The sequence below is a fragment of the Streptococcus infantis genome (assembly GCF_047463275.1).
GTDB lineage: Bacteria > Bacillota > Bacilli > Lactobacillales > Streptococcaceae > Streptococcus > Streptococcus infantis_AF.
This window is the reverse complement of sequence record NZ_JASHEE010000007.1, coordinates 25,425-47,151: the sequence shown is the minus strand read 5'-3', so window position 1 is coordinate 47,151 and position 21,727 is coordinate 25,425. Positions and strand designations below refer to the sequence as shown.

The 21,727-nt window shown below is 38.4% G+C and carries 28 protein-coding genes; 23 read left to right on the top strand and 5 right to left on the bottom strand.

Translation table 11 applies throughout. The features are described 5' to 3' along the window. Positions 1 to 396: 396 nt before the first annotated feature. The 6 genes from QM923_RS09200 to QM923_RS09175 all read left to right on the top strand — a co-directional run bounded on the left by QM923_RS09200 (position 397) and on the right by QM923_RS09175 (position 3,816). Entirely contained in the window at positions 397 to 687 is a 291-nt protein-coding gene (locus QM923_RS09200) for a thiamine-binding protein (RefSeq protein ID WP_049548796.1), read from the top strand. Next, positions 650 to 1,408, top strand: coding sequence for an ABC transporter permease (locus QM923_RS09195; protein WP_414291638.1), 759 nt, complete (start codon positions 650 to 652; stop codon positions 1,406 to 1,408). The genes QM923_RS09200 and QM923_RS09195 overlap by 38 nt, the downstream gene beginning before the upstream one ends. Positions 1,409 to 1,444: 36 nt before the next feature. Beyond that, positions 1,445 to 2,452 (top strand): ABC transporter substrate-binding protein, encoded by a 1,008-nt coding sequence (locus QM923_RS09190; protein WP_414291637.1) that lies wholly within the window; start codon positions 1,445 to 1,447, stop codon positions 2,450 to 2,452. Continuing rightward, entirely contained in the window at positions 2,452 to 3,180 is a 729-nt protein-coding gene (locus QM923_RS09185) for an ABC transporter ATP-binding protein (protein ID WP_414291636.1), read from the top strand. Before QM923_RS09190 ends, QM923_RS09185 begins: the two co-directional genes overlap by 1 nt. A gap of 102 nt (positions 3,181 to 3,282) precedes the next feature. Next, entirely contained in the window at positions 3,283 to 3,486 is a 204-nt protein-coding gene (locus QM923_RS09180; protein WP_414291635.1) for a hypothetical protein, read from the top strand. Positions 3,487 to 3,573: 87 nt separating this feature from the next. Next, entirely contained in the window at positions 3,574 to 3,816 is a 243-nt protein-coding gene (locus QM923_RS09175) for a DUF7675 family protein (RefSeq protein ID WP_414291634.1), read from the top strand. 282 nt (positions 3,817 to 4,098) lie between these two features. Here QM923_RS09175 and QM923_RS09170 read toward each other — a convergent pair whose 3' ends face one another. Together QM923_RS09170 and QM923_RS09165 are read right to left on the bottom strand one after the other, a co-directional pair. Continuing rightward, a complete protein-coding gene (locus QM923_RS09170) occupies positions 4,099 to 4,314 on the bottom strand; it encodes a hypothetical protein (RefSeq protein ID WP_414291633.1) in 216 nt (71 codons plus the stop codon). Positions 4,315 to 4,348: 34 nt separating this feature from the next. After that, positions 4,349 to 4,558, bottom strand: a complete 210-nt coding sequence (locus QM923_RS09165; protein WP_414254630.1) for a CPCC family cysteine-rich protein — start codon at positions 4,556 to 4,558, stop codon at positions 4,349 to 4,351. A 232-nt stretch (positions 4,559 to 4,790) separates the two neighbouring features. Here QM923_RS09165 and QM923_RS09160 point away from each other — a divergent pair, with 232 nt between their 5' ends. The 9 genes from QM923_RS09160 to QM923_RS09120 all read left to right on the top strand — a co-directional run bounded on the left by QM923_RS09160 (position 4,791) and on the right by QM923_RS09120 (position 10,884). Continuing rightward, a complete protein-coding gene (locus tag QM923_RS09160; protein WP_414271952.1) occupies positions 4,791 to 5,015 on the top strand; it encodes a hypothetical protein in 225 nt (74 codons plus the stop codon). 393 nt (positions 5,016 to 5,408) lie between these two features. Next, positions 5,409 to 5,684 (top strand): hypothetical protein, encoded by a 276-nt coding sequence (locus tag QM923_RS09155; RefSeq protein WP_414291632.1) that lies wholly within the window; start codon positions 5,409 to 5,411, stop codon positions 5,682 to 5,684. Between the two features lie 48 nt (positions 5,685 to 5,732). Further along, a complete protein-coding gene (locus QM923_RS09150; protein WP_414291631.1) occupies positions 5,733 to 5,948 on the top strand; it encodes a hypothetical protein in 216 nt (71 codons plus the stop codon). A gap of 22 nt (positions 5,949 to 5,970) precedes the next feature. Continuing rightward, positions 5,971 to 6,198 (top strand): hypothetical protein, encoded by a 228-nt coding sequence (locus QM923_RS09145; protein WP_414291630.1) that lies wholly within the window; start codon positions 5,971 to 5,973, stop codon positions 6,196 to 6,198. 44 nt (positions 6,199 to 6,242) lie between these two features. Further along, entirely contained in the window at positions 6,243 to 6,482 is a 240-nt protein-coding gene (locus QM923_RS09140) for a hypothetical protein (RefSeq protein WP_036757984.1), read from the top strand. A 30-nt stretch (positions 6,483 to 6,512) separates the two neighbouring features. Then, positions 6,513 to 6,803, top strand: a complete 291-nt coding sequence (locus tag QM923_RS09135; protein WP_036757982.1) for a DUF7675 family protein — start codon at positions 6,513 to 6,515, stop codon at positions 6,801 to 6,803. 336 nt (positions 6,804 to 7,139) lie between these two features. Continuing rightward, positions 7,140 to 7,598 (top strand): CtsR family transcriptional regulator, encoded by a 459-nt coding sequence (locus QM923_RS09130; RefSeq protein WP_036757980.1) that lies wholly within the window; start codon positions 7,140 to 7,142, stop codon positions 7,596 to 7,598. A gap of 6 nt (positions 7,599 to 7,604) precedes the next feature. Further along, positions 7,605 to 10,037, top strand: a complete 2,433-nt coding sequence (locus tag QM923_RS09125) for an ATP-dependent Clp protease ATP-binding subunit (RefSeq protein ID WP_414291629.1) — start codon at positions 7,605 to 7,607, stop codon at positions 10,035 to 10,037. Between the two features lie 73 nt (positions 10,038 to 10,110). After that, positions 10,111 to 10,884 (top strand): NUDIX domain-containing protein, encoded by a 774-nt coding sequence (locus QM923_RS09120; RefSeq protein ID WP_414291628.1) that lies wholly within the window; start codon positions 10,111 to 10,113, stop codon positions 10,882 to 10,884. 35 nt (positions 10,885 to 10,919) lie between these two features. On the opposite strand, the gene QM923_RS09115 is transcribed toward QM923_RS09120, so the two are convergent. Next, positions 10,920 to 11,150: a hypothetical protein gene (locus QM923_RS09115; protein ID WP_414291627.1), complete on the bottom strand. Its 231-nt coding sequence runs from the start codon at positions 11,148 to 11,150 to the stop codon at positions 10,920 to 10,922. Between the two features lie 276 nt (positions 11,151 to 11,426). On the opposite strand from QM923_RS09115, the gene QM923_RS09110 reads away from it, so the two are divergent. Continuing rightward, the gene (locus QM923_RS09110) at positions 11,427 to 12,122 is read left to right on the top strand and encodes a hypothetical protein (RefSeq protein WP_414291626.1); all 696 of its coding nucleotides are present in this window, start codon (positions 11,427 to 11,429) and stop codon (positions 12,120 to 12,122) included. A 76-nt stretch (positions 12,123 to 12,198) separates the two neighbouring features. On the opposite strand, the gene dusB is transcribed toward QM923_RS09110, so the two are convergent. Both dusB and hslO read right to left on the bottom strand, forming a co-directional pair. Further along, a complete protein-coding gene (gene dusB / locus QM923_RS09105) occupies positions 12,199 to 13,179 on the bottom strand; it encodes a tRNA dihydrouridine synthase DusB (RefSeq protein WP_414291625.1) in 981 nt (326 codons plus the stop codon). Next, on the bottom strand, positions 13,166 to 14,038 hold the full coding sequence (gene hslO / locus QM923_RS09100; protein WP_414291624.1) for an Hsp33 family molecular chaperone HslO: 873 nt from the start codon (positions 14,036 to 14,038) through the stop codon (positions 13,166 to 13,168). Before hslO ends, dusB begins: the two co-directional genes overlap by 14 nt. Before the next feature lie 389 nt (positions 14,039 to 14,427). On the opposite strand from hslO, the gene dltB (QM923_RS09095) reads away from it, so the two are divergent. The 7 genes from dltB (QM923_RS09095) to dltD (QM923_RS09065) all read left to right on the top strand — a co-directional run bounded on the left by dltB (QM923_RS09095) (position 14,428) and on the right by dltD (QM923_RS09065) (position 21,701). Then, on the top strand, positions 14,428 to 15,582 hold the full coding sequence (gene dltB / locus QM923_RS09095) for a D-alanyl-lipoteichoic acid biosynthesis protein DltB (protein ID WP_414291623.1): 1,155 nt from the start codon (positions 14,428 to 14,430) through the stop codon (positions 15,580 to 15,582). A gap of 37 nt (positions 15,583 to 15,619) precedes the next feature. Beyond that, a complete protein-coding gene (gene dltD, locus QM923_RS09090; protein WP_414291622.1) occupies positions 15,620 to 16,792 on the top strand; it encodes a D-alanyl-lipoteichoic acid biosynthesis protein DltD in 1,173 nt (390 codons plus the stop codon). A gap of 451 nt (positions 16,793 to 17,243) precedes the next feature. Then, positions 17,244 to 17,375: a teichoic acid D-Ala incorporation-associated protein DltX gene (locus QM923_RS09085; RefSeq protein ID WP_414291621.1), complete on the top strand. Its 132-nt coding sequence runs from the start codon at positions 17,244 to 17,246 to the stop codon at positions 17,373 to 17,375. 20 nt (positions 17,376 to 17,395) lie between these two features. Further along, positions 17,396 to 18,946 (top strand): D-alanine--poly(phosphoribitol) ligase subunit DltA, encoded by a 1,551-nt coding sequence (dltA, locus tag QM923_RS09080; RefSeq protein WP_414291620.1) that lies wholly within the window; start codon positions 17,396 to 17,398, stop codon positions 18,944 to 18,946. Beyond that, positions 18,943 to 20,187 carry a D-alanyl-lipoteichoic acid biosynthesis protein DltB gene (gene dltB / locus QM923_RS09075; protein ID WP_414291619.1) on the top strand — a complete coding sequence of 415 codons (1,245 nt, stop codon included), beginning with the start codon at positions 18,943 to 18,945 and terminating at the stop codon, positions 20,185 to 20,187. The genes dltA and dltB (QM923_RS09075) overlap by 4 nt, the downstream gene beginning before the upstream one ends. Before the next feature lie 13 nt (positions 20,188 to 20,200). Beyond that, complete coding sequence (gene dltC, locus QM923_RS09070) at positions 20,201 to 20,440, top strand: D-alanine--poly(phosphoribitol) ligase subunit DltC (RefSeq protein WP_000351968.1); 240 nt, start codon at positions 20,201 to 20,203, stop codon at positions 20,438 to 20,440. Continuing rightward, the gene (gene dltD / locus QM923_RS09065) at positions 20,433 to 21,701 is read left to right on the top strand and encodes a D-alanyl-lipoteichoic acid biosynthesis protein DltD (RefSeq protein WP_414291618.1); all 1,269 of its coding nucleotides are present in this window, start codon (positions 20,433 to 20,435) and stop codon (positions 21,699 to 21,701) included. Before dltC ends, dltD (QM923_RS09065) begins: the two co-directional genes overlap by 8 nt. Positions 21,702 to 21,727: the final 26 nt, after the last annotated feature.

The following is a 21,727-nucleotide window of genomic DNA, read 5'->3' as shown; positions in this document are numbered from 1 at the left end:
CAAAAGTCCTAGCCTCTCAATTTTCTTTGGATTGTCGAGCAAGACGCAGTGGTTGAGCGGGCTCTACTACGCTGATTTCATCAGCTTTTACAGCCCTACTCAACTGTGCGGAGGTGGGACGACGAAATCGAATTCTAACGAATTACCGATTTCTGTCTCCCTCTCTTTTCTGTAAGCAGTTTCCTTGACATCTTATTTATTTTTCGTTATCATATGTCCATATAATATATGGGAGTCTGTGTACAGTCTGAGAGGAAGTGTTAAACTTCGACCGCACCTGATCTGGGTAATGCCAGCGTAGGGAACGATACTTGGCCTAATTTTGCACCTTTTTCATATATGGAAGAGGTTTTTCTTTTTTTACAAAGAAAAACTGTAACTTAGAAGGAGGTTTGAATGAAAGCAAGCATTGCTTTACAAGTCCTACCCCTGTCACAAGGGATTGACCGCATAGCTGTAATTGATAAGGTCATTGCTTATCTGCAAGCTCAAGAAGTGACCATGGTGGTGACACCATTTGAAACGGTCTTGGAGGGGGAGTTTGATGAGCTTATGCGCATTCTCAAAGAAGCGCTAGAAGTGGCAGGTCAAGGAGCAGACAATGTTTTTGCCAATGTGAAAATAAATATAGGAGAGATTTTAAGCATTGATGAGAAACTTGAAAAGTATAATGAGACGGCATATTAGTCTGCTAGGATTTTTGGGTGTCTTATCCGTTTGGCAGGTGGCGGGATTCTTAAAACTCTTACCAAAGTTTATCCTGCCGACACCACTTGAGATTCTCCAGTCTTTTGTTCGTGACAGAGAATTTCTCTGGTACCATAGTTGGGCAACCTTGAGAGTGGCTTTGCTAGGTCTAGTCTTGGGAGTCTTGATTGCCTGTCTCATGGCGGTGCTCATGGATAGTATGACTTGGCTCAATGATTTGATTTACCCTATGATGGTGGTTGTCCAGACCATACCGACAATTGCCATAGCCCCTATCCTAGTTTTATGGTTGGGTTATGGAATCTTGCCCAAGATTGTCTTGATTATCTTGACGACGACCTTCCCTATCATCGTTAGTATTTTAGATGGTTTTAGGCATTGTGACAAGGATATGCTGACCTTGTTTAGTCTGATGCGAGCCAATCCTTGGCAAATCCTGTGGCATTTTAAAATCCCGGTCAGCCTGCCTTACTTTTATGCAGGTCTGAGAGTCAGTGTCTCCTACGCCTTTATCACAACAGTGGTATCTGAGTGGTTGGGAGGCTTTGAAGGACTAGGTGTCTACATGATTCAGTCCAAAAAACTGTTTCAGTATGATACCATGTTCGCGATTATTATTCTGGTATCGCTGATCAGTCTTCTGGGTATGAAGCTAGTTGATATCAGTGAAAAATATGTGATTAAATGGAAACGTACTTAAAAGAAGCGTTTTGTAAAAAGAAAAGAGGAAATAAAAATGAAGAAAACATGGAAAGTGTTTTTAACGATTGTAGCAGCTCTTCTAGCTGTCGTGCTTGTGGCTTGTGGCCAAGGAACTGCTTCTAAGGACAACCAAGAAGCAGAACTCAAAAAAATTGACTTTATCCTAGACTGGACACCCAATACCAACCACACCGGTCTTTATGTAGCTAAAGAAAAAGGTTATTTCAAAGAAGCTGGAGTGGATGTTGATTTGAAATTGCCACCAGAAGAAAGTTCATCTGACTTGGTTATCAATGGCAAGGCGCCATTTGCTATCTATTTCCAAGATTACATGGCTAAGAAATTGGAAAAAGGGGCAGGCATTACTGCAGTTGCAGCAATCGTTGAGCACAATACATCAGGGATTATCTCTCGTAAGTCTGACAATATCAATAGTCCTAAAGATTTGGTAGGTAAGAAATACGGAACTTGGAATGACCCAACTGAGCTTGCGATGTTGAAAACCTTGGTAGAATCTCAAGGTGGAGACTTTGAGAAGGTTGAAAAAGTACCAAACAACGACTCAAATTCGATCACACCGATTGCCAATGGCGTTTTTGATGCTGCTTGGATTTATTATGGTTGGGACGGTATTCTTGCTAAATCGCAAGGTGTGGATGCTAACTTTATGTATTTGAAAGACTACGTTAAAGAATTTGACTACTACTCACCAGTCATCATTGCAAACAACGACTATCTAAAAGATAACAAAGAAGAAGCTCGTAAAGTCATCCAAGCTATCAAAAAAGGTTACCAGTACGCTATGGAGCACCCAGAAGAAGCGGCTGATATCCTCATCAAAAATGCCCCGGAGTTAAAGGATAAACGTGACTTTGTCATTGAATCTCAAAAATACTTGTCAAAGGAATATGCAAGCGACAAGGAAAAATGGGGACAGTTTGATGCGGACCGCTGGAATGCCTTCTACAAATGGGATAAGGAAAATGGTATCCTCAAGGAAGACTTGACTGATAAAGGATTCACGAACGAATTTGTAAAATAATGACAGAAATTAGACTAGAACATGTAAGCTATGCCTACGATGATGAAAAGATTTTAGAGGATATTAACCTACAGGTAACTTCAGGTGAAGTGGTCTCTATCCTAGGCCCCAGTGGTGTAGGGAAGTCCACTCTCTTTAACCTGATTGCAGGGATTTTAGAAGTCCAGTCAGGACGAATCATTCTTGACGGTGAGGAAAATCCCAAGGGGCGCGTGAGTTATATGCTCCAAAAGGATCTGCTCTTGGAACACAAGACTGTCCTTGGGAATATCATTTTGCCCCTCTTGATCCAAAAGGTGGACAAGGCAGAAGCCATTGCCAAAGCAGATGAAATTCTTGCTACCTTTCAGTTGACGGCTGTAAGGGATAAGTACCCTCATGAACTCAGTGGTGGGATGCGCCAGCGTGTTGCTTTACTCCGTACCTACCTTTTCGGGCATAAGCTCTTTCTTCTAGACGAGGCCTTTAGCGCTTTGGATGAGATGACTAAGATGGAACTTCATGCCTGGTATCTTGATATTCATAAACAGCTAGGCCTGACGACGCTCATCATCACGCATAGTATCGAGGAAGCCCTTAATCTCAGTGATCGCATCTACATCCTAAAAAATCGCCCTGGTCAGATTGTTTCTGAAGTCAAACTCGACTGGTCTGAAGGCGAAGACAAGGAAGTTCAAAAAATTGCCTATAAACGACAAATTTTAGCGGAGTTGGGCTTAAATAATTAGAAATGAAGAGAGTTGGTGAAGTTTATACTTTGCCAGCTCTTTTTGTCTATAAATGGAAATCCTGATAGATAAAAAGTGATATAATTGAGGTATAGTGTTGTGATGAAAAAAGAAGAAAGTGATAAAATTGAAGCAAGGAAGGATATAAATAATAATTCTCAAATGAGCGAAGTTAGAAAGCTAGCGCTACAGAACGGAATTTATTCAAATCCTATCAAAAAAAGCCGTAAAAAAATGACTGAGAAACAAATAATCGAAGCTGTTAGTGGTGGAAATATGATGCAAAGAGTTATCTTATTGATGTGAACTCATTGAAAGATAACCCTGAATTTCACAAGATATTGAGTTTTATCAATACAGCGGATTCTAAACAAATGAAAGGGGCTGAGGGACATGAAAGATGATTTTGAAGAAGTAAATTGGTCTGATTATTGTTATAAAGAAAATGATGGCGATAAAACTTGGTGGGTTGATACATCCTGGTTTGCTAAAGGCTTGATGCTAATCACATTCAACAAGAAAAAATTCTATAATCTTTTTAAAGATTATCCTCATAATATGAGTTCAGAAGAGGTTGAAATCTTTGATAAAGAGAATCCTTTCTGGAGAGATTTTTTCTCAGATAGAAAGTCATAAACTATATGTTTATATTTGCTTATTGTATGTTTGTAATGCTTGAGAGCTGTGACTAAAAATTATATATAACAGTAAATATGTATAGATACATATTTACTGTTATTGATGTTCAGTCACCTCCCTCATAGTTCATTTTTGATGGATACTGTGATATAATTAAGATACGAAGGATAGAGGTTGAGAATCTGTCACCAACGCGCCATTTAGCTAGTGGGTCGAGAAATGCAGGAGCCTCGACAGTCCTGCCTATCCTTGCAAATAAATCAGCCCTTAGAAACAAATCTAAGGGCTTTTTAACTGGTCGATTTTATCAGCAATTTCAACTTTTAAAATTTCATTTTCAAATAATCTCATCCATCGTAAACCTGTTTTAACAGATAAAGCATCATACTCTTCATCAAAAGTATCCTTATCTTCAAAAAGACAAATTCCCTCAAAGGTCTGGTTATCAACGTCTGTAATCGTTACAACTTTATTGTTAAACTTTCTAAGTTCCATTTTTATTTTCCTGCTTTTGTAGTACTATAGTTTGTTATATTATTGGAATTCCCTTAAGGTAAGCTTCCTTAGCTTCTACTAAAGTCATCTTATTAGGTCCGCCATCAATATTGGTCTCCCCTGTGTTTTGCCAATTACAATGTTCACAAATGTCATAAACGGCGGTCAATGTTCCGCAAACTGGACAATGTACATATTCTTCATCATTAATCATTACTAAGTTTTCTCTATCAGTCTTATTCATAATTACTTACTCCTAATTATCGTTTTAAAATAGTGAAACCAGAAATATTAATTGGCTAGAGCTAAATGCTTTATATTTTTAAATTTATTATCTTTCTATACTTTACTGAGATAGGCTTTCTTAGCTTCTGCAAGAGTTATAGTATCATTATACTTTAATCTAGTTAATATTACTAATGAATGATAAAGTCTTTTAGATATGATATGATATAATAAAAAAAGGAAGGTATACCATGAAAGTTAATAGAGTTATCGGTCAAAATAGACTTGGAAACTATTTAATTCTGTACTTAGATCCAGAATTAGATAAGGGACTTAATGGAACTATTATCTGTCGGAAAGTAAGGCTAAAAGGTTCTGAATACGAAACTGTTCCTTCCTTTGATTCTAAGTACATGATCGCTTTTGAAAGTGATTATGACGAGAATTATATTGGTGAAATAATTGAATATGAATAAGCACCTAGAGAAATCCAGTTACGTTTTTAAATTTTAAAAGAAAAGAAGCATGACTCCCCCACAGCTATAAAGCTTTTTGGGCGGGAAAACCACACTTCTTTCTTATCTAAATTATAACTCAAAGAGGCATCTTTTACAAGAATTAGCTGAAGATAATAAGCATAAAAAATAGAGAGCACACACCCCCCACAGCCGAAGCCTTTAATGTAGGAGGTAGTAACTCTCATTACTTAAATTATAGCATAAAATAGGTTATTGATTGTCAAACCAGTTCCTTTATTTGCTTGAGTATATAATATTTTTTAAGAAAAGAAAAATAGCAGGTTAGTTTATCAGGAACTTGTTATTTTTAAGTAAGATATACTATATTTCTTTTATTAGTAGGAGCGGGCGATGAAATACAGTCAACAAGTCTTAGACATGCTAAAAAGAGGAGTAGATGGAGATGTTGATGATTACTATGACTTTTTTCTTGAACTCACTGCCAAATTAGGCGAAGATGAGGCTTTTGCTGACGGTTTGATAGCAGAGAATGAAGCTCTTTTTGATGTTATTAATGATGAACCAATGTATTATTTCTATGTCGAAGAAGATACAGAGAACAGAGAATTGTGCCAAAATTTTTTAAAGACTTACTATGAAAAAGCAAAACAACTAGTAAATAACTAAATTTGGGCTTATCTTGTTCTTTGAGTTTTATAAGTGGAATGGTATTGTATGAAAAAAGAAGAAATTAAAAAGTATTTAGATACAGATATTGAATTCAATGTTAATGGCCGAGGTGCTTGTTTCTTATCCAGCATTTGTGTAGTTGGTTATGATTATGAAGGTCAGAAGTTTGATACAATTGATGAAGCTATGGAAGCTAAAGTTTTTGATGGTAAAAGTTTAGTAGATATATGGGATGATATTTTCCAGCAAATAAAAATATAATTTATATTGGACAGAGAAAATAATGGTAAAATTTAATTTGATTGAAGTTGTGAATGGTTTTTATCGTTACGAGATTTTTCCTGAAGGTGATGAGAGCAGAAGGGAGATTTTTGAATTTAATCCTTCTACCCGTGAGCTAAAGCGAAATGATCCCTCAAAATATGGTTTTGATTATGTGTCAAAATGTATTATAAATCTAAAAAATGAAGACGGCAGCTTGAAAGAATCAGGGCAAGTTGTGTGGTACTAAATGACTTGAACTTCTTTGGAAAATATAGTATATAGGAAAAAGCAATGTTGAAACTAATTAAAATTTTCAATTCTAGTATTTTAGGATATTGGTATATTCCAGAAAATCGTGACCCAGGTTTGATTGAGATTGATGAGCAAACTGGTGAAGTTACAGTTGCTATCGAGTCAAATTATGATAAAGAACTTGGGGCACCCTATTATGCAAACAAAGCTCGTGGAGCAGTGAAGCAGATGTGGGATAGAGGAGAATTACCAAGCGAGAAATCATTTACCTGGTGGTAATTTTAAGAGATAACAAAAAGTGATTAAATAATGTTAAATAATGAACTAAATGACTATAACAAAACAGACTCATCCGATGAAATAGATGAACCCATTTTTTCGGAGTCTAATCTTGAAGGGTACAGTGATTTTTACAAAGATAGTGAAGAGTCAAAAGTTTGGTGGATTGATAAGATAGATGTTAGAGGAGAAATATTATTCAGCTTTGATAAGAAAAAAATTTATAACCTTTTTCGTGATTATCCTCACAATATGACGGAAGAAGAAGTTAGAATTTTTGATAGAGAAAATCCTTACTGGAGAGATTTTTTCTCTCGATGATAGATATGAACTATAGTTAGTGAACGAAAAACAATCTAAACTACAAAAAACTTCGGTATACCATTAATGATACCGAAGTTTTATTTTCTAGACTTTACGAAATATTTCTTAGATTTGATCATAAATAACATACTTTCAAAGGATTTGAAAGCTAGGTGTAACTTTGTTATTATAACATAATTGTAGGATAGAAAATGAAATGGGAATTGCTTGTTACCTATAGCTATTTTTAAAACTCAGTATTTCCAAGGACTTAGCCTTAAAAATTTGACTTATAGAGTCTTAAATGATAGTATAGTCAAAGATAGTCAAAGTTTAAGAAGGAGGTAGCAAGCTATGAAATTTAAAAATACATCGGACCATATTGAAGCTTATATCAAGGCGATTTTAGAACAATCTGGTATCGTAGAATTGCAACGAAGTCAGCTAGCAGATACCTTTCAAGTCGTACCTAGCCAGATCAACTATGTGATTAAGACTCGTTTTACAGAGAGTAGAGGATATCTAGTTGAGAGTAAACGTGGTGGTGGAGGCTATATTCGCATTGGTCGAATTGAATTCTCTAACCATCATGATATGCTCCGTGATTTGTTGTATTCAGTGGGTGATGAGGTGAACCAAGTCATCTTTGAAGATGTCTTAAGACTCTTAGTCGAACAAGAACTCATGACCCGCCAAGAGATGAATCTATTATTAGCTATGGGGACAGACCGAATTCTAGGTGAGGAAGCTGATTATATTCGTGCTAATATGCTTCGTCAGTTGTTGCACGAAGTAGATAGAAAAGGAAAATAAAACGACATGAAATATTCAAAAGCATTGAGAGAATGCATCGATAGCGCCTTTCTGGTAGCGAGTCGCTTTGATGCAGATTACCTAGAGTCTTGGCATTTGCTGATTGCCATGGCCAATCATAGCTACAGTGTTGCTGGAGCAACTTTAAATGAATTCCCGTATGAGATTGATCGTTTGGAGGAAGTGGCTGTAGAATTAACAGAAGCCAACTATAACCACAAGGAAGATTACAAGGAACTCCCATTTTCCTATCGTTTGAACGTCTTGATGTTGGAGGCGGAACATGTTGCTTCGGTGGTACATGCCAAAGCATTGGGAACAGAGCATCTTCTCTACGCTATCTTGCATGATGGTAATGCCCTAGCTACTCGCATTTTGGAAAAAGCAGGATTTTCTTATGAAGATCAGAAAGATCAAGTCAAGATTGCTGGGCTTCGTCGTAGTCTTGAAGCGCGTGCTGGTTGGACAAAGGAAGATTTGAAGGCTCTGCGTCAGCGCCACAGATCAGTAGCAGATAAGCAAAATTCTATGGCCAATATGATGGGTATGCCTCAAACTCCAAGTGGTGGTTTGGAAGATTACACTCATGACCTCACAGAGCAAGCTCGTTCTGGCAAATTGGAACCAGTTATTGGACGTGACCAAGAAATCTCTCGTATGATCCAAATCTTGAGTCGAAAAACAAAAAACAATCCAGTTTTAGTTGGAGATGCAGGTGTTGGTAAAACAGCTTTGGCACTTGGCCTTGCACAGCGAATTGCCAACGGAAATGTACCTGATGAGATGGCTAAGATGCGAGTCTTAGAACTCGATTTGATGAATGTGGTTGCGGGAACTCGTTTCCGTGGAGACTTTGAAGAACGTATGAACAATATCATCAAAGATATCGAGGAAGACGGTAAGGTTATCCTCTTTATCGATGAGCTTCATACCATTATGGGATCAGGAAGTGGTATTGACTCAACCTTAGATGCGGCCAATATCCTGAAACCCGCCCTAGCGCGTGGAACTCTGAGAACTGTTGGGGCAACCACTCAGGAAGAATACCAAAAACACATCGAAAAAGACGCAGCCCTTTCTCGTCGTTTTGCAAAAGTGATGATTGAGGAACCAAGTGTAGCTGATAGTATGGCTATCTTACAGGGTTTAAAAGCAACCTATGAGAAACACCACCATGTCCAAATTACTGACGATGCTGTTGAAACAGCTGTCAAAATGGCGCATCGCTATTTGACAAGTCGTCACTTGCCGGACTCAGCCATTGATCTTTTGGATGAAGCAGCAGCAACTGTTCAAAATAAATCGAAACACGCTAAAAAAGATGAGTCAGGTTTAACACCTGCAGACAAGGCCTTGATGGATGGCAAATGGAAGCAAGCAACGCAACTCATTTCAAAAGAGCAGGAAGTTCCAGTCTATAAAGATGTAGTAAAAGAATCTGATATTTTGACAACCTTGAGTCGCTTGTCAGGTATTCCAGTTCAAAAATTGACGCAAACAGATGCCAAGAAGTATCTCAATCTTGAAGCTGAACTCCACAAGCGTGTGATTGGGCAAGAACAAGCAGTATCTAGTATCAGTCGTGCCATTCGCCGAAATCAATCGGGTATTCGTAATAACAAACGTCCAATTGGTTCCTTTATGTTCCTAGGACCAACAGGTGTTGGTAAAACAGAATTGGCCAAAGCCTTGGCAGAAGTCCTCTTTGATGATGAATCTGCCCTTATCCGCTTTGACATGAGTGAATATATGGAGAAATTTGCAGCTAGCCGTCTTAACGGAGCTCCTCCAGGTTATGTAGGCTACGAAGAGGGCGGAGAGTTGACCGAGAAGGTTCGCAACAAACCATATTCAGTCTTGCTTTTTGATGAGGTAGAAAAGGCTCACCCAGACATCTTTAATGTGCTCTTGCAGGTCTTGGATGATGGTGTCTTAACGGACAGTAAGGGTCGCAAGGTTGATTTCTCAAATACCATCATTATCATGACATCAAACCTTGGTGCGACAGCTCTTCGTGATGACAAGACAGTCGGTTTTGGAGCTAAGGATATTCGTTTTGATCAAGAGAGTATGGAAAAACGTATGTTTGAAGAGCTGAAAAAAGCTTATCGACCAGAGTTTATCAACCGTATTGACGAGAAGGTAGTCTTCCACAGCTTGTCAAGTCAAGATATGCAGGAAGTGGTTAAGATTATGGTCAAACCATTGATTGCAAGCCTAGCAGAAAAAGGAATTGACTTGAAACTCCAAGCATCTGCCCTTAAACTTCTAGCTCAGAAAGGGTATGATCCAGAGATGGGAGCTCGTCCACTGCGCAGAACTCTTCAAACAGAAGTAGAAGACAAACTTGCAGAGCTCCTTCTTACAGGTGAACTGAAAGAAGGCAAGACCCTTAAGATTGGTGTCAAAGCTGGTCAATTGAAATTCGACATTGTATAAAACAAGAACTATGAATCTATAATTTGTAGATCCGCCCTCTTTATTGCCATCAAAAGCAGAAAGGAAGTGGAAGATGATGAATCAGATAATTCCAACCGGGATGACAGAAAAAGAGTACTTTGAAGTTCACGCTAGTCAAGCTGAATTTTTAGACTGGTACCACAAGCAAGCACTCCCTCAGTATGAAAAACCAAGCGTGACTGTGGATATGGTAGCCTATTGCTTTGTAGAAGGGAAAATGAAACTCTTTCTGATTCGTCGGAAGGCACACCCTTTTCAAGATTGCTTAGCGCTAGTTGGTGGTTTTATGGATAAAGGGGAAGATGCAGCCCATGCTTGTCAGCGAGAGGTAAAAGAAGAAATCAACCTTGAGCTTCCACTGGAAAAGATTGAGCAGCTAGTGACAGTATCTACTCCTGGTCGTGATCCCAGAGGTTGGACAGTTACCATTGCCCACCTAGTTTACCTACCTAGTCGAGCTCTTGAGTTAGTCCAGGCTGGAGATGATGCAAAAGAAGTCGTTCTTGTAGATGTTGATTTTCACACAGGCAAGTGTTACTTGGATGGCAAAGAACTTGTCGAGAAGGACTTTGCATTTGACCATGCCGCCATCATTCAAGAATCCATCAGGAAAATTCAAGAAGCTATCGACTATGACCCTCGTTTCCTTTATCTACTAGAGGATGAGTTCACAGTGGATGATGGGTTAGCCCTCGTTGAGACTCTATGCCCAGAGAAATCCTGTACAAGTGATAGTTTCTTAGAGAAATATGGAGACAGCATAGAGGAAGTTGGTTTTAAACGGATTCCTCAGAAGGAAGTTATTACTATTTATCGATTAAAATAAAAAGTGAGGTCGGGATTTTCTCGACCTCTTTTTGTTTAAGGATGTTTATCTTTATTAGAATTGCTCATGATTCGAATGAATAAATCTTTGTATTTATATTTTAAATAATGTTCGTGTAAATACAATAAAGCCACGTAGACAATCATGAAAATGGCAGTTAGGTAGAACAAATCAAATGTTGTTTGAGCGTAATGAGTAGCTGCCCCATAAGAAACGAAAGTAGCTAAAATCAACCAAGGAAGATACTTGTAATAGTTTCTTAACATAAGCCTACACCTCCAATATCCTATTTCAATTTTATTATAGCCCTTCAAGAAAAAAATACAAGCGATTACACTTGTAAAATATAGTATTTTTAGTAGGAAAAATTTTCCTGTTTTTTAAATTTTTAACGAATAATAGAGATAGGAGGATTAAAAAGAACAAATATAAATAAAAACCAAAACCATATATAAATAGTTGACAAACCCTAAAATAAATATTACAATAACATTACAAAAGTATTTCATAATATTTCAAAAAGATTACACAGGAGGCACATCATGAAAACAAAACATTCAATTCGTTTACTAGCAGTAGCCGTATTGGCTTCAACTTTGCTTTTAGGAGCATGTGGTAATAAAAAAGAAGAAGCTAAAAACGACAATGCAAATAAAACAACACAAACCACGTCAAGTTCAAAGGCAAGTTCTTCAAACAAAGAAAGTAAAACTCAAGCTTCAACAAGCACCACTACTTCAGAAAAAGCTAAAGCTTCCTCTGAACAAGCTTCAAGTCCTACAACTCAGGGTCAAGAATCCAACCAAGCTGCACCAACTCCCCAAGCTCCTCAGCAACAGGAAACTCCATCTCAACCATCTTCTAATCAGCAAGCTTCACAAAGTCAATCTAATCAAGCAAGCCAGTCAACTTATGATCCAACGACTGACCGCAAATTACAAGACCAGCAGGCGGAACATAATAAACGTTACAAAGGCGTTTTAACCATGGTAGATGGTGATTTTTCAGCAGCAGCAGGAAGCTGGAAGGGTGCCAATGGCGAGACTATCACTGTCTCATCAGGAGGTCAATTTACAGTAGAAACTGCTGATGGAAAGAAAGAAAATTATTCTATTAGAGGTTACGCCTATACTCTTGATGATGGTAAATATAATGCCAAAATTGGTGGTGGAAAAATCATCCAAATTACAACAGGAGCAGATGGTACAGTTTCTAGTGTTGTCTTGATTCAACCATAGAATCTAGCGGAAAAACTTCTCTCAAAACAAATGCAAACCCGTAACTCAGTTGAAGTTACGGGTTTTTTGTTGTCTTTTATACCTTCTCTAACTGCAAGAGTTCTTCAATCTCAGCCAGAGTACTGGCTTGCGAGATGGCTCCACGGAGTTTGGCTGCACCTGAGGTACCACGGAGGTAGTGAGGGGCGAGACCACGGAATTCACGAACGGCAATGTGCTCACCTTTGAGATCAATCAAGCGTTTCAAGTGTTCGTAAGCAATCTTCATTTTGTCTTCAAAAGTCAAATCAGGCAGGATTTCTCCAGTTTCAAAGTAGTGGTTGATTTGGTTGAAGAGATAAGGATTTCCCATAGCTGCGCGACCAATCATAACGGCGTCAGCACCAACTTCCTCGATGCGCTGTTTCGCTTCTTGGACAGTGCGGATGTCACCGTTGGCGATAAATGGAATCTTGGTCAGAGCTTGTGCAACCTTATGAAGAGTCTCAAGGTCCGCATGGCCAGTATACATTTGCTCGCGTGTACGACCGTGCATAGCAAGGGCAGAAACACCAGCAGCTTCAGCGGCTAGGGCATTCTCAACTGCTAGAGATGGGTCAGACCAACCTGTGCGCATTTTGACAGTGAGGGGGATATCAAGGACAGATTGGACCTTGTTGATGATAGAGTAAATCTTGTCGGGGTCCTTGAGCCACATAGCCCCAGCTTCGTTTTTCACGATTTTGTTAACTGGACAGCCCATGTTGATATCCACGATATCAGTCTTGGTATTTTCTTGGATGAACTCTGCTGCGCGTGCGAGACTATCTTCATCACTACCAAAAAGTTGGATAGAGACTGGGTTTTCCCCTTCATCGATATGAAGCATGTGAAGAGTCTTTTCATTATTGTATTGGATACCCTTGTCAGAGACCATTTCCATGACCACGAGCCCTGCGCCAAGTTCTTTTGCGATAGTACGAAAGGCTGAGTTAGTCACACCTGCCATGGGTGCGAGGACCGTCCGGTTTGGGATCTCGACGTTCCCAATCATAAAAGGTGTATTAAGATTTGTCACGAATGAGTTCCTCCAGGTCGTTTTCATCAAAGTTATAAGTAGTTTGGCAGAATTGACAAGTAATCTCAGCCCCGTGGTCTTCGTCCTTCATCTCCTGCAAATCTGAACTTGGAAGGCTGGCAAGAGCATCCATAAAGCGTTCTTTGCTGCAGTCGCATTGGAAACGAATTTCTTCTTCGGACAGACGTTTGTAGGGCTCGTCACCATAGATAGCCTTGAGAAGGGCTTCAATATGGTCATCGCTTTCCAGAAGAGTTGAAATGGCTGGCATCTCTTGGATTCGTTTTTCAAAACGAGCAATTTCTTCTTCCTTTGCTCCTGGTAAAACTTGGAGCAAGAAACCACCTGCAACTTCGACCTTGTCGTCTTTGTCTAAAAGAACATTGAGGCCGACAGCTGAAGGGGTTTGCTGGCTTTCTGTTAGGTAAAAAGCAAGGTCTTCACCGATTTCTCCAGAGATGAGGGGAGTCATAGAGTTATAAGGATTACCAGTACCGTAGTCAGTAATGACTAGGAATTGACCGTTTCCGACAAAAGGACCTACTAGGACTTCGCCTGTTGCAGTCTTTTTAATGTCAACTCCAGGGTTTTGAACGTAGCCTTTGACGTTACCTTTGGTATCTGCAACTGTGATAATGGCACCGAGGGAGCTAGTTCCAAGAACCTTGACGGTTAGCTTGGTATTTCCTTTTTCGTTGGCAGCGAGAATTTGGCTGGCGATAAGTGTACGGCCAAGCGCTACAGTTGAGCTAGCTTGGGTTTGATGTTTTTCTTGAGCAGTGCGGACAGTTTCAGTGCTGTCTAGTACATAAGCACGAAAAGCCCCGCTTTCTGATATAGTTTTAATAATTTTATCCATAGCTACTATTTTAGCATAAAAATGCCCAAAGAGGGAGTGGTGTGTTTGCTAGTTCTGAGGATTATTCTGGAATTTTTTATATTATGTTCCGCTTGAGGGAGAAAATAAAAGAGGTAACGAATATATTTAGGAAACTTGATGGGAAAAGCTGAGTCAAGTTAATTTTTTACTCTTGGATTTTATTTATTTTGTAAATAATTTTGTCTTGTTATTGGGATTTAGTGGTAAGAGTCATTGGTTTTTTTATTTAGGAAATTGGATAATAGAAGTATATAGTTTTTAAATTATGATATAATTAATAAAGTTAATTATCCTTGATAATATGATAGGGAGTAATCCTAAAATGACAAATCGGGAGATGAGAAAAAGAGAAAAGGAGTCCATCTGGTATGAATTATTTTGAGGGGAATGAGTTTTTCCTTCTATTGTTTGTGGTTTTACTGATTGGCTTTGTTTTAAACTACTTTGGCAAGCGTAAGGATTATTATATTTTAAGTCTGTCAATTTTATTTGCAGGAGCCATCTATGGTAAGAGTAAATCCATGGTTGTTTATCTATTGGCTTTCATCATCTACCAATATGTCCTAGTTTTCATAGCACAAAGAATGGATTCAAAACGGTTAAAACCTCTAGTTATGTTATCCATTTTACCTTTAGTGGTCAATAAAGTCTTTGCAATAACCCAGCTACATTTGTTGGCTTTTATTGGGATTTCCTACATGTCCTTTAAGACCATTCAGATCATGCTAGAAATATCGGATGGTTTAATCAAAGAAAAAATCAGTGTAAAAGATTATCTGCAGTTTCTACTCTTTTTCCCTACAGTTAGTTCTGGGCCAATCGATCGTAGCAGAAGATTTCTAAAAGAGATCAATGGAGTCATGCCTAGAAAAGATTACCTAGAGTTAGCAGGTGATGGTATTTATCGCATCGTTTTAGGCCTTCTCTACAAGGTTGTTTTATCAACCTATGTTTACCAGATACTACTTGCTCTAAGCAATACTGGTACAGTTGTCTACTCAATCAAATATATGTACCTGTATACTCTCTATCTGTTCTTTGACTTTGCGGGGTATAGTTTGATGGCTGTTGGAAGCAGTAATATTTTGGGTATTCAGACACCGATGAATTTCAATAAACCTTTCTTGAGTATTGATATCAAGGATTTCTGGACTAGATGGCACATCACCTTGTCAACATGGTTGAGAGATTTCGTATTTTCAAGAGTTTTGATGCAGGTTATCAGAAAGAAATGGTTTAAGAATAGATTACACAATGCAGCCTATGCCTATATGGTCAATATGTTGGTTATGGGATTTTGGCATGGAATTAGTGTCAGCTACATTGCTTATGGTTTTTACCATGGAATCTTGATGTCTGGATTTGAAATTTATCAAAAGAAAAGCAATTTTTATAAGAAGCATAAAAATAAAACATGGTACAAGCTAATAAGTTGGTTTGTGACCATGAATTTAGTTATGGTTGGCTTCTTTATCTTTTCAGGTGAACCTTATAAGATAATTATGGCAATTCTAAGTAGATAAAGAGATCTGCTGAAACAAGGAGATTGGACAAAACAAGATGATTAAGTTAAAAGCATTTTTACTATCGCTTGTGCTCGTAATTGCGACTCTTGCTCTTTTAAATGTGACATATGTCAAGAAGATTGACGACTATTATAAAGTCAAGGACAATAGTATTCGCTACAGCACTTCTTATGAAAAGTATAAAAGTAGAGATATTCTAACAAATAATATCACTCCCAATACACTAGTTCTAATGGGTTCCTCAGAGTTAGTTGCGACGATAAATGAAGATTACCATCCCAATAAAATTTTTAACTACAATGATTTTAATATCATGCAGATAGGAACCAGTTACTCTCAAAATATCATTCAAGCTACGACCTTGAGCTCGATTGAGGGGGCTATGAGTAAGCGAAAAGTAGCCATCGTAGAGTCTGTTCAATGGTTCGAAAAGGATGGGACTCATCAAGACGCCTTCTTAAACAAGGCCTCTCAGGAACATATTTTTCACATGCTAGATAACGAGAAAATCAGTAAGGAAACGAAAGAAAAACTGATTAATCGCATTATTGAGATTACCAAAGGAAATAAACAACAAAATGATATCTATAAAAAGTATAAAAGATATTTCATAGAAGGAAAAGGAACAATCATTGATAAAAAACTGTTGGAGCTTGACAATGCCGTTTATTCCTTTAAGCTTAAACGAAAATTCTATGAAAATCATGCCAAATCAGACTATCCTGCACTAGGAGATAAAACGCCGGATTATGATTGGGAGGAGATGACGAAGAAGTTTGTAGAAGAAGTTAAAAAGAAAACAGATAACAATGATTATGCTGTGGATAATAACTACTACAATACCTACTTGAGAGACCGCTATGCTTCGTTGAAAGATTCTAACAAAGACTTGAGCTACCTCGAGTCACCAGAGTATTCAGATATGGAACTTTTCTTGACAGTTGCCAAGGAATTGGGAATTGAAGTTGAAGTCATTATTTTTCCAGTAAACGGGAAGTGGAACGATTACACAGGTGTTTCACGAGAAATGCGGGAGAAAACTTATAAAAAAATAGAAGATGTCGCAAAAGCTCATGGGGCAACGGTGCTAAACTATGGAAACAGAGAGTATGATGATTACTTTTTATTTGACGTGATGCACGTTGGAGTGAAAGGATGGATGGAAGTTGAAAAAGAACTTTACAAATTTGCAAATGAAACTAACTGACACACATCGTTTAATCTTGTGGACCTTGTTTTTCTACACAGTTATTTTAAGCATCGTAATCTACTGTTTTGTGACCGATTTTTCGAACATTCAAGATTTCATCTATAGTGAATTTTAAGATTACATTTTATAAAAATCTCTAGGTAAAGGAAATTCCACCGATAAAGTGAGACATAAGATAAGGCTCTATAATATTTATAGCGGGGAAAATCCTCTATAGGTAGTATAGAGCCTACTTTGTTATAGGTCCCAATATAATCTATACTGAAAAGCATTAAAGCTATCAGTAGAAGGTATCATATGGAACGATTTAATGATGTTGAAATGTAGTGGAAATGGACGGAAAACAATTGAAAAAATAGTTTATAAAGTGGTATAATAGCAGAAAATAAGTTAGTAAGAAATTAATTTTATTTTAGTTGAAAATTACAGGAATGAAAGGTTTTTCTTGATGAAACAGAGTAAAGAACTCTATCTCTTTCTTGGTCGGACAGCCTTGTATTTTATCATTTTCTTGGGCCTACTTTACTTTTTTAGTTATCTCGGTCAGGTTCAAGGTAGCTTTATCTATAATGAATTTTAACTTAAAGGAGAACCCCTACCGTGTCAAACCAACCAATTACTGATATGATTGAGGCGATTGAGCGTTACGCCCAACTGCAACCAGACTATCCTGTCTACAATGTCCTTGGAGAAGAGCATACCTATGGCCAATTGAAGGCTGATTCAGATAACTTAGCAGCCCATATTGACCAAATGGGACTTCCTGAAAAGTCACCTGTTGTGGTCTTTGGTGGCCAAGAATATGAAATGTTAGCAACCTTTGTGGCCTTGACCAAATCTGGCCATGCTTATATCCCAATTGACAGCCATTCTGCCTTGGAGCGCGTGTTTGCTATTCTTGAAGTAGCTGAGCCAAGCCTAATCATCGCCATCAATGAGTTTCCAATTGAAAACCCAGCTGCTCCAATCATGTCCTTGGAGCAAGTGCGTGAAGCTTATGCGGCTCAACATGCCTATGATTTGCAACATCCGGTCAAAGGGGATGATAACTACTACATCATCTTTACTTCGGGGACGACTGGGAAGCCAAAAGGGGTGCAGATTTCACATGATAACTTGCTCAGCTTCACCAACTGGATGATTACAGACAAGGAATTTGCGACGCCAGAGCGCCCACAAATGTTGGCGCAACCACCCTATTCCTTTGACTTGTCTGTCATGTATTGGGCACCGACCTTGGCTCTTGGAGGAACACTTTTTGCCCTTCCATCAGCCATCACTCAAGACTTTAAACAACTCTTTGCGACCATCTTTTCACTTCCGATTGCTATCTGGACTTCGACACCATCTTTTGCAGATATGGCCATGTTATCTGAAGATTTCAATGCTGAAAAGATGCCAGGCATTACCCATTTCTACTTTGATGGGGAAGAGTTGACTGTTAAAACTGCTCAGAAATTACGCGAACGTTTCCCAAATGCGCGCATCATCAATGCTTACGGGCCAACAGAAGCAACAGTTGCTTTGTCGGCAGTTGCTATTACGGATGAGATGTTAGCAACTTTGAAACGTCTGCCAATTGGTTATACCAAAGAAGATTCTCCAACCTTCATCATTGATGAGGCAGGAAATAAATTGCCAAATGGTGAGCAAGGTGAGATCATCGTGTCTGGACCGGCTGTCTCAAAAGGTTATATGAATAATCCTGAGAAAACAGCAGAAGCTTTCTTCGAATTTGAAGGTCTGCCAGCCTACCATACGGGAGATGTCGGAACTATGACGGATGAAGGCCTTCTTCTTTACGGTGGACGGATGGATTTCCAAATCAAGTTTAATGGCTATCGTATTGAACTAGAGGATGTTTCTCAAAACTTGAACAAATCTCAGTACATTGACTCGGCTGTTGCGGTACCGCGCTATAATAAAGATCACAAGGTTCAAAATCTCTTGGCCTATGTCATCTTAAACGATGGCGTCAAAGAGCAATTTGAACGAGAAATCGATATTACGAAAGCCATTAAGGAAGACTTGGAAGATATTATGATGTCTTACATGATGCCATCTAAGTTTCTTTACAGAGAGGAATTGCCACTGACTCCAAATGGCAAGATTGACATCAAAGGATTGATTAGCGAGGTAAACAATAGATGATGGAGCTTCTTAAACAGATTCCTCATATTGAGCCATATGGGAATCCACAGTACTTTTTGTACGTAATTACTGCTACCTTGCCAATCTTTATCGGTCTTTTTTTCAAAAAACGCTTTGCCTGGTATGAAATGCTGGTTAGTCTGTTCTTTATAGTCACTATGTTGACGGGAGGCAAGACCAATCAATTAGCTGCCTTGGGTATCTATCTGTGCTGGGAAATATTGCTCCTGCTTTTCTACAAGCACTATCGAAAAAGTAAGGATGGCAAGTGGGTATTCTACCTCGTTAGTTTTCTGTCCCTCCTTCCGATTATCTTTGTAAAGGTGCAGCCGGCTATCAATGGAACGCAGTCTTTGTTCGGGTTCTTGGGAATTTCTTATTTGACCTTTCGTTCGGTGGGGATTATCATCGAACTCAGAGATGGAGTCATTAAGGATTTGAAGATAGGGGAGTATTTGCGTTTTCTTCTCTTTATGCCGACATTTTCAAGTGGTCCTATTGATCGTTTCAAACGTTTTAATGAAAATTATAAGACGATACCAGAGCGCGATGAGTTGCTAGATATGCTAGCCGAGTCCGTTCGGTATATCATGTGGGGATTTCTGTATAAATTTATCCTAGCTCATATTTTAGGCGAGATTTTATTACCACCGCTAAAGAATTTAGCTTTACAAACAGGTGGCGTCTTTAACTATTATGTAGTGGCCATCATGTACACATTTGGTTTGGAGCTCTTCTTTGACTTTGCAGGTTACTCTATGTTTGCTATAGCTATTTCAAATCTGATGGGAATTCGTAGTCCGATTAACTTCAACAAACCTTTCTTGTCAAGAGATTTGAAAGAGTTTTGGAATCGTTGGCACATGAGTTTATCCTTCTGGTTTCGTGACTTTGTCTTTATGCGCATGGTCATGGTGATGACGAGAAAAAAGCTTTTTAAGAATCGAAATGTGACCTCAAGTGTTGCCTATATTGTAAATATGCTCCTTATGGGATTCTGGCATGGGATAACATGGTTTTATATCGCTTACGGACTCTTTCATGGGATAGGCTTAGTGATGAATGATGCTTGGATTCGAAAGAAAAAAACGCTCAATAAAGAACGGAAAAAAGCAGGGCGACCACCCTTGCTTGAAAATCGTTGGGCTCAGTTGCTTGGCATGGTGATAACCTTCCATGTCGTAATGGTTTCATTCTTAATCTTTTCTGGATTTTTGAATGATTTATGGTTTAAAAAATAAAAGGAATTAAAAAATGGATATAAAATCAGAAGTTATTGAAATTATCGATGAATTATTTATGGAAGATGTTTCTGACATGATGGATGAAGATCTCTTTGATGCGGGTGTCTTGGATAGCATGGGAACGGTTGAATTGATCGTGGAAATCGAAAATCGCTTTGATATTCGTGTCCCGGTTACAGAATTTGGTCGTGATGACTGGAATACGGCTAATAAAATCGTGGCAGGAATTACGGAGTTAAAGAATGCTTAAACGCCTGTGGTTAATCTTCGGGCCGATTCTTATTGCAGGTTTATTGGTTCTTCTACTTATTTTTTTCTATCCTAGTAGTAAGAGTCATAATCTAATGGAGGAAAAATACTCTGCAGCCTCAGTAAGTGCAGAAAGTTTCAAAGAGAGAAGTCAAAAAGTGAGAGCTCTCACGGATCCTAATATACGTTTTATACCCTTTTTGGGTTCGAGTGAATGGATTCGTTTTGATAGCATGCATCCAGGAGTGTTGGCTGAAAAGTATAACCGCTCCTACCGTCCTTATTTTATGGGGCAGGCAGGAGCCGCTTCTCTTAGTCAGTATTTTGGGATGCAACAAATCACATCTGAGCTTGAAAACAAACAAGCTGTATTTGTAATCTCTCCACAGTGGTTTACAAAAGAGGATCATGACCCGACTATTTTTCAAACTTATTTTAACAATGATCAGTTGACTGCCTTTTTAGAGAATCAATCTGGAGACGTAGCTTCTCAATATGCGGCTAATAGACTCTTGAAGCAGAATCCTAGCGTACCGATGAAGGGGATTGTTGAAAAACTGGCTAAGAATGAACAGTTGTCAGACTTTGATCATTCAATAATTACAGCTTCTGCAGAATTCAATGAAAGACAAGCGGCCCTTTTTGGTCAATTCTCCATCCGAGGCCGATTAAAGTATAAAGATCATATTGAAAAATATTTGAGCAGTCTCCCAGATCAATTTTCTTATGAAGAATTGGAAAATATCGCTCGAAAAGAGGGTGAAGAAAATACAACCAATAATGATTTGGGAATGGAGAACCATTTTTACAATACTCAGATAATGAAAGATTTGAAAAAGTGGGAAGGTTATCAAAAAAATTACAACTTTCTCAAGTCTTCTGAGTACAATGATTTGCAGCTAGTGCTCGATCAATTTGCCAAATCCAAGGTGAATGTGCTCTTTGTCTTTCAACCTGTCAATAAAAAATGGATGGATTATACTGGACTGAGTGAGGAAATGTATCAACATTCTGTCGAAAAAATTCGTTACCAGTTGGAAAGCCAAGGATTCACCAATATTGCTGATTTCTCAAAAAATGGAGGAGATCCTTACTTTGTTAAGGATACGATTCATATTGGTTGGTTAGGCTGGCTGGCGTTTGATAAGGTTGTAAATCCTTTTTTAAGTAATCCAACAACAGCACCTATTTACCAAATGAATAATCGATTCTTTAGCCAGGATTGGGCGGATTACGATGGGAATATTAAAGATTTTCAATAAATAGCAAAAGAGCCTGAACCTTGTTT